At 37.1% G+C, this 12294-nt stretch carries 15 protein-coding genes; 8 read left to right on the top strand and 7 right to left on the bottom strand.

The annotated features are described in order from the left end of the window. The first annotated feature begins 55 nt into the window (after positions 1 to 55). A complete protein-coding gene (locus tag BK579_RS25555; protein ID WP_169891103.1) occupies positions 56 to 229 on the top strand; it encodes a hypothetical protein in 174 nt (57 codons plus the stop codon). Positions 230 to 336: 107 nt separating this feature from the next. On the opposite strand, the gene BK579_RS25560 is transcribed toward BK579_RS25555, so the two are convergent. Next, entirely contained in the window at positions 337 to 495 is a 159-nt protein-coding gene (locus BK579_RS25560) for a hypothetical protein (protein ID WP_169891104.1), read from the bottom strand. 355 nt (positions 496 to 850) lie between these two features. Between BK579_RS25560 and BK579_RS08895 the strand changes: the two genes are divergently transcribed. The 6 genes from BK579_RS08895 to BK579_RS08920 all read left to right on the top strand — a co-directional run bounded on the left by BK579_RS08895 (position 851) and on the right by BK579_RS08920 (position 4947). Further along, entirely contained in the window at positions 851 to 1732 is an 882-nt protein-coding gene (locus BK579_RS08895) for an oxidoreductase (protein ID WP_235848394.1), read from the top strand. 54 nt (positions 1733 to 1786) lie between these two features. After that, positions 1787 to 2119, top strand: a complete 333-nt coding sequence (locus BK579_RS08900; RefSeq protein ID WP_078544849.1) for a hypothetical protein — start codon at positions 1787 to 1789, stop codon at positions 2117 to 2119. A gap of 253 nt (positions 2120 to 2372) precedes the next feature. Beyond that, positions 2373 to 3158: a nitroreductase family protein gene (locus BK579_RS08905; protein WP_078544850.1), complete on the top strand. Its 786-nt coding sequence runs from the start codon at positions 2373 to 2375 to the stop codon at positions 3156 to 3158. Between the two features lie 220 nt (positions 3159 to 3378). Next, the gene (locus tag BK579_RS08910) at positions 3379 to 3885 is read left to right on the top strand and encodes a DoxX family protein (RefSeq protein WP_078544851.1); all 507 of its coding nucleotides are present in this window, start codon (positions 3379 to 3381) and stop codon (positions 3883 to 3885) included. Positions 3886 to 4143: 258 nt separating this feature from the next. Then, positions 4144 to 4596: a GNAT family N-acetyltransferase gene (locus BK579_RS08915; RefSeq protein WP_078544852.1), complete on the top strand. Its 453-nt coding sequence runs from the start codon at positions 4144 to 4146 to the stop codon at positions 4594 to 4596. 51 nt (positions 4597 to 4647) lie between these two features. Then, positions 4648 to 4947, top strand: a complete 300-nt coding sequence (locus tag BK579_RS08920) for a DUF3817 domain-containing protein (RefSeq protein WP_078544853.1) — start codon at positions 4648 to 4650, stop codon at positions 4945 to 4947. 1418 nt (positions 4948 to 6365) lie between these two features. Here BK579_RS08920 and BK579_RS08925 read toward each other — a convergent pair. From BK579_RS08925 to BK579_RS08950, 6 genes are all read right to left on the bottom strand, one after another. Then, positions 6366 to 7526 (bottom strand): IS256 family transposase, encoded by a 1161-nt coding sequence (locus BK579_RS08925; RefSeq protein ID WP_078544854.1) that lies wholly within the window; start codon positions 7524 to 7526, stop codon positions 6366 to 6368. A gap of 455 nt (positions 7527 to 7981) precedes the next feature. After that, entirely contained in the window at positions 7982 to 8524 is a 543-nt protein-coding gene (locus BK579_RS08930; RefSeq protein WP_078544855.1) for an RNA polymerase sigma factor, read from the bottom strand. 126 nt (positions 8525 to 8650) lie between these two features. Beyond that, a complete protein-coding gene (locus BK579_RS08935; protein WP_078544856.1) occupies positions 8651 to 9877 on the bottom strand; it encodes a hypothetical protein in 1227 nt (408 codons plus the stop codon). 12 nt (positions 9878 to 9889) lie between these two features. Further along, the gene (locus tag BK579_RS08940; protein ID WP_328589255.1) at positions 9890 to 10723 is read right to left on the bottom strand and encodes a hypothetical protein; all 834 of its coding nucleotides are present in this window, start codon (positions 10721 to 10723) and stop codon (positions 9890 to 9892) included. Further along, entirely contained in the window at positions 10723 to 11412 is a 690-nt protein-coding gene (locus BK579_RS08945) for an ATP-binding cassette domain-containing protein (RefSeq protein WP_078544858.1), read from the bottom strand. Before BK579_RS08945 ends, BK579_RS08940 begins: the two co-directional genes overlap by 1 nt. A gap of 2 nt (positions 11413 to 11414) precedes the next feature. Continuing rightward, positions 11415 to 11795 carry a GntR family transcriptional regulator gene (locus BK579_RS08950; RefSeq protein WP_078544859.1) on the bottom strand — a complete coding sequence of 127 codons (381 nt, stop codon included), beginning with the start codon at positions 11793 to 11795 and terminating at the stop codon, positions 11415 to 11417. 299 nt (positions 11796 to 12094) lie between these two features. On the opposite strand from BK579_RS08950, the gene BK579_RS25565 reads away from it, so the two are divergent. Continuing rightward, the gene (locus tag BK579_RS25565) at positions 12095 to 12268 is read left to right on the top strand and encodes a hypothetical protein (RefSeq protein ID WP_169891105.1); all 174 of its coding nucleotides are present in this window, start codon (positions 12095 to 12097) and stop codon (positions 12266 to 12268) included. Positions 12269 to 12294: the final 26 nt, after the last annotated feature.

Below are 12294 nucleotides of genomic sequence, written 5' to 3' on the forward strand. Positions count from 1 at the left end.
AAATAAGTCATATTCATATACTATTCCTAGAATTCGACTATTGGAGGTAGGTTTAATGAAAATTGAAAAAAGACCAACCTATTATGGATATGATCTGCTTATAAATAATGTTTTACATAAGCGGTGCTTGAACTGTAATTCTTGGTATGAATTTAGTGGAGAATTGGGAGTTTGTAAAAAGTGTTTACAAAAACTCAGTAAATTGAGTGGAAGCCCAATAATTAAATAATAAGCTTTAAAAAGTTCTTATATAAACAAAAAGGGTTCAGAAATGAACCCTTAATATATTTTTCTGTTATCCGCTTTTTACCTTCTGAACGAAATTTTGTCAGAGTATTATTTAGGTCTTGTAGCTCTTATTTTATTGCCAGTTTCTCCAAGCTCACGAGCAAACTCTTCATCCACACGTTCTGGTTCGATCTTCAAGTTTGCTGGAGTTTGAGGCAACGAAGTTTTACTGCTAGCCGGTTTAGAACCACCTTGTCTTCCACCCATCATATTCCCTCCTATCATAATTTAAATCTTTCTTATTATGGCTAAGGATCTCATTTATATAGCTATAGATTGAATCATTACTAAAACTTTTTTCCTACTTATACTTAATGCTCCGTTAGTGTAGGGGAGATTAGCATTTGAAAAATAACTCGTAACATGAAGTATGAAAATATTTCTACATACTCTTTGCTTGAATGATCGGAGAATCACGCTACTTTTTGCGGGATGCAAGAGAGCAAAGTGTCTTTTTCCTATTTAATTATCTACGTTTTTGTTTAACTGAGTTTGATAAATGATTTACAATGGAGAAAGAATTCAATATCTTATACTAAGTTTTAAAAAAGGATGCAAAACCATGTCAAATAAAATAGTGATTATTACAGGAGCAAACAGTGGGTTAGGTCTTGAAACCACGAAACATTTTCTAAGCACAGGCAATATTGTAATCATGGCAGTCAGAAATTTAAATAAAGGTGAAGCTGCAAAACAACAGTTGCTGCAGTTGTACCCTAAGGGGCAAATTGACGTTCTTCATTTAGATTTATCGAAATTAAAGACTGTACATAATTTTGTAGCCGAGTTTTCTAGTAGATACAATTCCTTAGATTTGTTGATTAACAATGCCGGGGTGATGACGCCTCCTTATTCAAAAACAGAAGAAGGCTTTGAACTTCAGTTTGGGAGTAATCATTTAGGGCATTTTGCTTTAACAGGTTTGCTTCTTCCTTATTTGGAAAAAGCAGAACAACCTCGAGTGGTGACATTAAGCTCGATTGCTCATCGAAATGGCGTCATTGACTTTGAAAATTTGGAGGGTTCAAAGGGATATAAAGCCATGAAGTTTTATAGTCAAAGTAAATTGGCAAACCTTTTATTTGCTAAAGAGCTAGATGAACGTCTTAAACGAAACGGTTATAAAACGATTAGTTTAGCAGCACATCCAGGGATATCTTCGACCAATCTTTTTAGAATTGGAAAAGAAAGTACACCTTGGTATATCAAACCTCTGATCAAACTACTCTCTCAACCTGCAGAAAAAGGGGCTTTGCCTACGATTATGGCAGCTACAGATGAAAAGTTGGTAGGGGGAGAATATATTGGTCCGGATGGTGCAGGCAACCGAAAAGGAAATCCAGTGATCGAAGTACCAAAGGAGAGCGTCTATCACAAAGAAACCATGAAGAAACTATGGGATGTTTCCGAGCAATTAACAGGGATTGAATATAAGCTTACATAATGGTTTGGTAGTTGATTTCAGTCTGTTCAACAGTAGAAAGGATTAATATTCTAGATGAAAAAATTATGGCATAAACTCGAAACCGCATTGGTCCAATCTCGTTTACGTTTACCTCTTTACATCATCACAATTATTTTTGGTGTTGGTTTTTTTATCGAGCCTAATATCTTCATGCCTACCATTTTTGTCATATTTTTAGGTTTGCTCATTGTTTTTGAAAGTATCATTCCTACGGGATATCCATTAGTCTACAAATCCTTAACAAATTTTCTTCCAAGAAGTATACAGACACCTATTTTGGTATTTGTAAGTACAACAGTCATCTTTATGGGCCTTTTTATCATGTTCATAGGACTAGCGGTAGAAATGGGTCGTTTGTTTCGCTAATGAGAGAGTAACCCTTGTTTGTAAGGGTCACTAGTAAGGAAATACATTTACTGAAGGATGCTAATCTTGAAGAAGGAGATTAGCATTTTTATGTTGAAATAAGAGTCATGGATATGAAAATCATAAGACCCATTGGGACGGAGGTTAGCCCTTTTAAGAGAACATTTTAGATTGGACAGGATTTAAGACGATTCTTAAATTAATCGAAGATTCTTATTGGGGAAGACCTACAAAATAGCGAGGAGCGGTTTTTTTGGAACTAAACGATGTAATATATGGACATAGATCAATTAGAGAGTATGAAGATCGAGAAGTCAGTCAAGAGTTACTCGATCAGATATTAGATGCAGGTATCCGTGCTTCTTCAAGTGGAAATATGCAAACCTATTCGATTGTTGTCACAAAAGACAAAGAGCTTAAGAAAAAATTATACAGTGCACATATGGAACAATCGATGGTTGTTGATGCACCTATTCTTTTAACTTTTTGCGCTGATTTTAATCGAATGAGAAAGTGGTTGTCTCTCAATGATGCGCCGGTACAATTCGATAATTTCATGAGCTTTATGATTGGAGCAATTGATGCAACCTTAGTATCACAAAATTGTGCTTTAGCCGCTGAAAATGCTGGGCTAGGGATTTGCTATATGGGCTCAACGTTAGCCAATTGTGATCAAATTGGGGAGTTATTAAATCTGCCACCTAATGTGGTACCAGTTGTAGGTTTTTCATTAGGTTATCCAGCTGAAAACCCTGCCCCACGTGATCGACTGCCAAGACAGGGACTTGTTCACTACGATCAGTATCGTGATTATTCGGATGAAGAGATTCTAGAAATCTATAAAGACAGAGATGAAAAAGGATGGAAACGCTACATGGACGTCCCGCGTCTTAAGGAAATGACAGAGCAATTAGGCTTAAAAAACCTTGCTCAAATCTACACGATTGCCAAATATACGAAAGAATCTCATCAAGAGTTCTCGCAGACAGTACTGAATTACTTGCAGCAGCAGAATTTTATGAACAATAAGGATGAGTGAGGAGGTTTCTTTTTTAATACTCCAAAAACCCCTAGAGATCTTTAGAAAAAAGTGGGCTGATGTCATGGGAATTTGATATATAGTAAGGTGAAAAGTAACAATTTTTCAGGGGAATACACTTCTAAAATCAGTGTGTTCCCTAATATTTTATTTTTCTTATTACCACTATACTTACATTATAAAGTTAATTAAATTCGTAAGGGATAGGGAGGAATAAGAAATGTTTTATACATTTTTAAGAGAAAATAAGATTGCGGCAGCGGTAATGGTGTTTTTAAGATTATATTTGGGGTATCAATGGATCACATCTGGTTGGGATAAAGTAACAGGTGGCTTTGATGCAAGTGGATATTTACAAGGAGCTGTACAAAAAGCGACAGGAGAACACCCGGCAGTGCAAGGTTGGTGGGCGAGCTTTTTAGAAGGCTTTGCTATTCCAAATGTTGGATTATTTAATGTATTAGTCCCTTGGGGTGAGGTACTTGTTGGGATCGCATTAATTTTAGGTTTATTCACAACATTTGCTGGATTAATGGGAATTGTGATGAACTTTGCCTTTATGTTCTCTGGAACAACAAGCACAAACCCACAGATGGTTTTAATCACTTTCTTCATTTTAGTAGCGGGAAGCAATGCAGGTAAATTTGGTTTGGATTATTATGTTATTCCTTATATCAAAAAAGCATTTGGCAAAAAAGATAACCAGCCATTATTGGTGAACAAGTAATAGAGAAAGCAGTCTGTATAGCTTTAAATAGAGATAGTTAAATGAAGAGACTAAGATAATAGTTAGAAGTGGGCGCGTTAATCTAAGGATTAACGCGTCTTTGAGTTGGATACTAGGGATGTAGGATTGGCGTATGAGTAGATTAAGCTAAATTAGTAAACATCTTATATAAGGTGTTTACAGAAATTATCTCTTACTCCTTAAAAGAATTTCATTTATAATTAAGATAAAAAGAGAGGTGTCTTTTAAGAGAGTAATATGGAAATTCGAAAACTAAAATTGGGTGAAAAAGCGCCGTTTGATTTATTGTTATTAGCTGATCCATCACAGTTAATCGTTGAGGATTACTTAAAACGTGGAGAATGCTTTATTGCTGAAATTAGTGGGAACATGATTGGTGTCTATATCCTCCTTCCTACCAGACCTAACACAGTCGAGTTAGTAAACATTGCAGTAGCAGAAGAGCTGCATGGAAAAGGAATTGGTAAACAGTTAGTGATGGATGCGATAAAAACAGCAAAAAACAAAGGCCACAACACAATCGAAATTGGTACTGGAAATTCAAGTATAGGGCAACTCGCACTATATCAAAAATGTGGATTTAGAATAACTGGTGTTGATTTGGATTTCTTTATTAAACACTATCCAGAAGAAATCTACGAAAATGGGATACAGTGTAGGGATATGATTCGGCTCTCGCAAGATTTATAGAATTTTATACAGTTTAGTAATGTATTATTTAAAATTAATGGAGGTAACTGTATGTTTAACACACCAATTGGCCAATTTAGGCTAATGGGCTTTTTAGAAGGTATATCATTAATAATCTTGTTATTTATTGCTATGCCGCTGAAGTACATGGCGGGTTTGCCGGAAGCAGTCACAGTTGTTGGCTCTCTTCATGGTCTGTTCTTTCTGATGTATTTGGTTACTATCGCTTATGTTACTTTTAAAATTAGATGGTCACTTTTATGGGTAACGTCAAGTATTGCTGTTGCGTTTATTCCTTTTGGGAATCTTATTCTGGATGCGAAGCTACGCAAGTCACGTTTTAACGCTTAATCTGTTTACATAGTTAGAACTGGTCTGAACCATGGCGGACTTCGGACAACTTTGGTTAGATCAACAAGAAAGCTGTCTGAACCTGGGTAGACTTCGGACAGCTTTGGTTAGATCTAATAGAAAGTTGTCCGAACCTGGGCAGACTTCGGACAGGTTTGGTTAGATTTACGAGATAGCTGTCCGAACCTGGGTAGACTTCGGACAGCTTTGGTTAGATCTAATAGAAAGTTGTCCGAACCTAAGTAGACTTCGGACAGCTTTGGTTAGATCTAATAGAAAGTTGTCCGAACCTAAGTAGACTTCGGACAGCTTTAGCTCATACAACAAAAAAGCTGTCCGAACACAGGTGTACTTCAGACAGCTTTGTGTCTAACAACAAGAAAGCTGTCCGAACCTAGGTAGACTTCGGACAGCTTTGGCAATATCAACAAGAAAGCTGTCCGAACCCAGGCGCACTTCAGACAGCTTTGGCTAGATCAACAAGAAAGCTGTCCGAACCAAGGTAGACTTCAGACAGCTTTGGCTCATACAACAAAAAAGCTGTCCGAACCTAGGTAGACTTCGGACAGCTTTGGCTCATACAACAAAAAAGCTGTCCGAACACAGGTGTACTTCAGACAGCTTTGTGTCTAACAACAAGAAAGCTGTCCGAACCTAGGTAGACTTCGGACAGCTTTGGCAATAACAACAAGAAAGCTGTCCGAACCTAGGTAGACTTCGGACAGCTTTGGCAATAACAACAAGAAAGCTGTCCGAACCTAGGTAGACTTCGGACAGCTTTGGTAATAACAACAAGAAAGCTGTCCGAACCTAGGTAGACTTCGGACAGCTTTGGCAATATCAACAAGAAAGCTGTCCGAACCTAGGCGCACTTCAGACAGCTTTGGCTAAATCAACAAGAAAGCTGTCCGAACCTAGGTAGACTTCGGACAGCTTTGGCTAGATCAACAAGAAAGCTGTCCGAACCCAGGCGCACTTCAGACAGCTTTGGCTAAATCAACAAGAAAGCTGTCCGAACCCAGGCGCACTTCAGACAGCTTTGGCTAAATCAACAAGAAAGCTGTCCGAACCAAGGTAGGCTTCGGACAGCTTTGGCTCATACAACAAAAAAGCTGTCCGAACACAGGTGTACTTCAGACAGCTTTGTGTCTAACAACAAGAAAGCTGTCCGAACCCAGGCGCACTTCAGACAGCTTTGGCTAGATCAACAGTCAAGTCCATAATATTGTGTAAAATACTAATACAATGTTTTCAACTGTTTTCAAGGTTTGGGGTTAGGTCTCCCCTTACATTTTTTTTTGCGAAAGCTTCCATGATTTTTCTTTTGCATATCCAGGAGAGGCTGTCAAAGGCCTTTCACTTTGATAGCCTCTCCTGGATATGCCATAATACCATAATTGGAAGTTTCGGTAAAAATACTATAGGGACTTCTTCCGGGAGTATGCATTCTCTTGATATTCCATTAAGACTGCACCTACTAAACGAAAAGCAGACTGTGTATTCGGAAATATCCTATTGACTCTTTCTCTTCTTCGTACTTCTTGATTTAAACGTTCAAGAGAATTGGTACTTCTCAGATAACATCGCATACCTTCGGGATGATTCATATACTGAATGGTATCTTCGAAACCTTCTTCAAAAATTTGAAGAGCCTTCTCATACTTTGGGATATCTCCATATTGACTCATTAGTTCATTTTTAAAAGTACGAATATCCTCGATCGTAATTGCTTCAAACACTCGTTTTATCATCTTACGAATATCAGCAGAGTCTTTCTTTGGCAGCGTGTTAATAATATTTCGTTTAAAATGTACATAACACCTTTGCCAGCTAGTACCTATAAATTCACGTTGTATTGCCTTCTGTAACCCTTTATGTGCATCTGAAATAACAAGTTTTGGGGATTGAAGCCCACGCGATTTCAGCTGTTGAATAAAGCGACTCCAACTCTCAAAATCTTCAACATGATCCACACTTAAACCTAAAACTTCACGCTTGTTTTTATCCGTAATCGCTGTAGCAATATAAACTGCTTTGGAGACGATTTTATGATGTTCCCGAACTTTTATATACATTGCATCAACAAAAAGATAAGGGAAATATCTAGTGTTTAAAGGTCGTTTAGCCCAATCATTAACAATTGGATCAAGTTTTTGAGTAAGTGACGAAACAAATGACTTTGAGACAGTTTCGCCACAAAGTTGTTCTACAATTTGAGTGACCTTGCGAGTTGATACACCATTAATAACCATCTCCAACATAGAGATTACTAGAGCTTGATCACAACGGGCGTATTTCTCAAATACTGAGGTTGAAAATTCACCATTACGAGTTCTTGGTACCTTAAGCGTGACTTTACCAACATTCAAGAGTAACTCACGTTCATAATAACCATTGCGATAATCACGTCGATCAGCGGACCGCTCATAGGCAGCTACGTTTAAATAGTCATCTCTCTCTTTTTCCATGACATTATTTAATACCAAAACAATCGCAGATTTGATAACTGCTTCAATATCAGAATTTATAACGGATTCTTTTAAATTTTCCAAATCTAGGGTAAACTGTAATTGGGTCATTATTATTCCTCTTTTCTAATGTTTATCGTCGTTGAAAACATTGTAGCCAAGAGTGAATAAAATGAACCCTTTTTCTTTTTACACAATTATACGGACTTAATCAGATCAACAAGAAAGCTGTCCGAACCTAGGTAGACTTCGGACAGCTTTGGCAATATCAACAAGAAAGCTGTCCGAACCTAGGCGCACTTCAGACAGCTTTGGCTAAATCAACAAGAAAGCTGTCCGAACCTAGGTAGACTTCGGACAGCTTTGGCTAGATCAACAAGAAAGCTGTCCGAACCAAGGTAGACTTCGGACAGCTTTGGCTATATCAACAAGAAAGCTGTCCGAACCCAGGCGCACTTTAGACAGCTTTGGCTAAATCAACTAAGAAGCTGTCCGAACCCAGACGCACTTCAGATACCTCTAAATCATAAGACTTCAAACCTGTCTAAAATACTCCCTCTAACCTCCTAATACATCTCCCGCAACATCTTCTTCGCCCTAAGCAACCTTGTTTTAATTGTCGATAAATTGATATTCAATTGTTCTTCGATTTCTTTTAAAGAATGCTCCTTAAAGTAGTAGAGATTAATGACCTCCTTATACTTCGCAGGTAGCAATCTAAGTTTTTCTCTAAGTTCTTCTTTTTCATAAAAAGATAAAAGTTCAGATTCAGGTGTACACACTTCCTTAGCTTGAAACACCTCGATATCGTCACGAAGCAAATCTCGTTGATGGTATCTTTTTCGTAAAAAATCAATACAATGATTGATCGCAATACGGTAGATCCAGGAATGGAAAGAACAATCACCGTTAAACTGTTTACGAGATAAATAGCATTTCAATAGAATTTCGTGGGATAGATCTTCTGCTAAATAGATATCTTTCACATAAGAAAGTGCGAGGCTATACACTTTCTTTTTGTATTCCATATAGAGCTCATTCACTTTTTGTTCGCTCAGACTTTGGTCAAATCTAGCTAGATAAATGGCTTGATTTGCTTTTATTTCCATAGTAGCCTCCTTATTTCTTGAAAAAGATATGTACAACCCAGCCCTATTCCATAAGGGATGGGTTATCGGGTCCTCCTATTAAATCCAGTTGAAAAGGAAGTACCTGATAACCCTTTTTTTATCATCCTATTTCACAAATATCTCATGCAGATATAACTCAAATTGTCCCTTTTCTTTCGCAGGGTCTTCTAAAGCGATTTGCCCTTTAAAGAGTGTTTCACCTGTTTTAATATCAGCAACAACCACATCCGCATCTAAATTCAAGTGTGGAGTCATTTGGGATGTGACAGCATAGAACTTACCGTCTTGCACTGTTATTATTGTGGATGGCGCAATTCCCTCTTGATTTGATAATGGGACGCTGAAAACTTGACCAATTTGTTTATCTACTAAACTATAAGGAGTCACTAAAAGCCCTTGTTCATCATAAATCGTAAAATAAATAGTAGAACCATCAAAGAAGCTTAAATAATTTTCATCTAATTTCAACTCAGGAATATCAATACTTTCTTTTTCTTTCGCTACTAAATCGTAAGTGATAATTTCCTGGTTTGTCAGTTCTTCTCTATAAGACTCTTTATCATCAATTATTTTCATTTCCGTTTTTAAGATGATAAGCTGTTCAGTAGCCTTTGTATGGTCAGATCCAATTAATTGTATGCTTGTATGGGTATTATGTTGCCCCTCTGATACCTGAACAATAGCTTCATGGCTACTTATGTTCTGATTAGCTAAATCAATTGTATAGATATGTTTTTCATTGTAATAGTTATTATCATTTCTCATCGTGTTTTGGGTAATAAGGTATATCTCATTTTCAAGCTTCTGTACATCTTCCACAAAAACATGCTCGAGTTCTAATGCTTCTGGGACTTCAATCGTGAAGGAGTCGATGTTACCATCCTCTTTGTTTAACACAGAGATATCAAACTTAAAATCACGCGATTGGAATGATCTCATGTCATACTCTACACCTGCATAAGCGAGAAACTGCTTATCCTCAAAATATGAGGTAACCCATGCATCTTTTCCTCTCATAAAGGAACGATATTCTTTCTGTAACTCCTTGATCACAGTCGGAGAGTGGCCGATGATCTGGTCTAGAAAGGAACGACTATTGTATGTAGAGCCTTCTGACGTAATTTTTAAGTTCGTACTCACATAACTCATAGAAGAAGTAACTGAATAAGATCCTTCCAACACTAGTGACTCAATCTCTTTCGAATCACCACTTTGTGTTTGAATCACAAACTCTGGGAATGGTTCCTCTGACAAAGCTGAATTCACATAAAAAGCTCCAATGCTAAGCACAATAACAGCGAGGATTGCTGTGAATTTCCAATATTTTTTCATATTAAACACTCCTTATACGGTGATCTTTTTCGTTAATAAAAATCCACTCATCCAAATAGATGCTGCGAGTACTATTAAACCAATGATGATTTCAAGTACTAACAACTCAATCGGATAGAAAAAACCATCTAGAACCAATTCTTGTAAAAGTAGCGGTGAAATTAATACAACTACAGCGACAACCGTATAAATAAGGCCCGCAAAAATACCTTTCCATCTGAAACTTCTTTCCATTAAAATGGCTGTAAATAAAATCGAAACAGCCAACAAACCTGCTCCATAATATAAGATAAGTTCAATCATGCTTCCTGGAATAATGATCGATAATTCTGGTAAGTTGGTGACAATTTCGTTCACAGTCATATCGTTTCGGAATTCGTCGTCTGGAACCATGACCTTCATTACCATCATCTCAAACGGTAGCATAATAAGTTGAAAGGCAACCAAACCAAATGTCATAATCATGATCGTAGTAATTTTCGAAAAAAAGATATTCAATCTAGAGGTTGGAAGCATTAATAATCGATAAACAAATGTGTTTTTTCCAACCCAATCACGATACCAAATCAGAAAGATGTAAAACCCTACACCAGCAACACACAACGCAATTGGACCCATGAACCATGCACTTCTTACGATTTGAATGAAGCTCATTTGACCCCAAGATTCTAGAAACTCTGCTTTTGGCATTAAATCTTCATAAATTCTTTCATTAGCCATGTTTAAGTAATTTTTTGATACAACAATGACTCCGATAATCTGCACAAAAAATGTAATAGCGAGTAAGACTGAAAATAGTTTTGCAACACGGTTGAATTCAAAATTAACAAGCTTCAGGTAATTCATCATCGTTGATACACCTCTCTCATCACATCAATCACAGACTTCCCTTCCATTTCACGTGCTTCTTCTGCACTAAATTCCTTTGTGACTAATCCGTTATCTAGTAGGACCACCTTATCGATTAAATGTTCGATATCGCTTACTTCATGAGTTGTAATGATGACGCCACGATTTTCAATCAGATGACTTGTGAATACGTTGGCGATTTCCTCTCGACTGAACATGTCAATTCCTGAGAATGGCTCATCCATCAGTACATAATCCACATCAAGTGCTAACCCAAGCAGCAGATTTACTTTTGCCGTATTTCCCTTTGATAAGGAAGAAATGCGATCGTTTGATTCTAATCTGAAAAAACCTAGTATTTCGGTGGCACGTTCTTGATTCCAACAAGAGTAAAAGTCTTTCATAAACTCCATCGCTTCTGCTATGGTCATCTGTGGAAGCATCGTAATCGCATCAGGGATAAAGGTGACTTTTTCAAATGTGTGTTTATCTAGTGGCTTTCCGTCTATTAAAATTTGTCCTTTATTAATTGGCGTGAGTGCCATAATTGCGTTTAAGATGGTCGTCTTACCAACACCGTTTATTCCTATTAAACAAGTAATTTCGCCCTTGTTCGCTGTAAAAGATACACCTTTTAATATTTTCTTGCGTCCGTATTTCTTTTCAACGTCTATCACTTCAATCATGTTTAAGCCTCCTTATCATCGTTAGCCGTGTACTTTTCCCTAACCAAGTTAAGTAGTTCCTCGACTGGTACATTAATAGAACGAACAGATGTCACAAACACATCAACTGCTTCAACCAGCAGTTCTTCTCTTACCTTACCTAAGATTTCTTTGTCTGTTGTGATTTTACTTGGATGGTTTTTTTCCGTATAAATCAAACCCTGTTCCTCCATTTCCTTATACGCTCGTTGCGCGGTGTTAGGATTCACTTTCATCCTATTGGCCAAATCTCGTCTCGACGGGATTTCCTCCCCAGGCACCAATTCACCAATTGCTATTTGTTCCTTAAAATAACGAACAATTTGCAAATAGACTGGATCACGATTATTAAAATTTACATTCATCAAAACAACTCCTATACGAGCTTTTAAGTAATTACATCACCTAGGTGTGTGTATTAAGTAATTCATACACTTTGTATGTACTAAGTGGTTCATACACTACAAGTGTATTATATGAATAATACACTATGGTTGTCAATTGTATCTTGGAAACTTTTTTTATAACAGTAGTTAGACCCTACTGTTTCAAGTACTTGGATGAATCTTTAGAGTGAAACTTTTTACATTATTTCCCGTCTATATAATCATCGAGTATTTTAAAGGGGGACATAGAAAAGCAAAAAATCAATGATTCCCATGAAGTGAAGTTAATCGGCTTAAATGCAGTTGATGATAAAGTAGTAGATGTACTTCCAATTCAAGACAAAAGAAATATAACGCCTTCGGAATGGGCTAACAGTGAACAAGGAAAATCACGGGAACTAAACGAAATTAAGCAATACGCAAATATTATGAAGGAGAAGATCAGGCATTAACGAAACAGTCATAACAAGGTGTTAGA

Source organism: Litchfieldia alkalitelluris, from assembly GCF_002019645.1.
Classification (GTDB): Bacteria; Bacillota; Bacilli; order Bacillales; family Bacillaceae_L; genus Litchfieldia; species Litchfieldia alkalitelluris.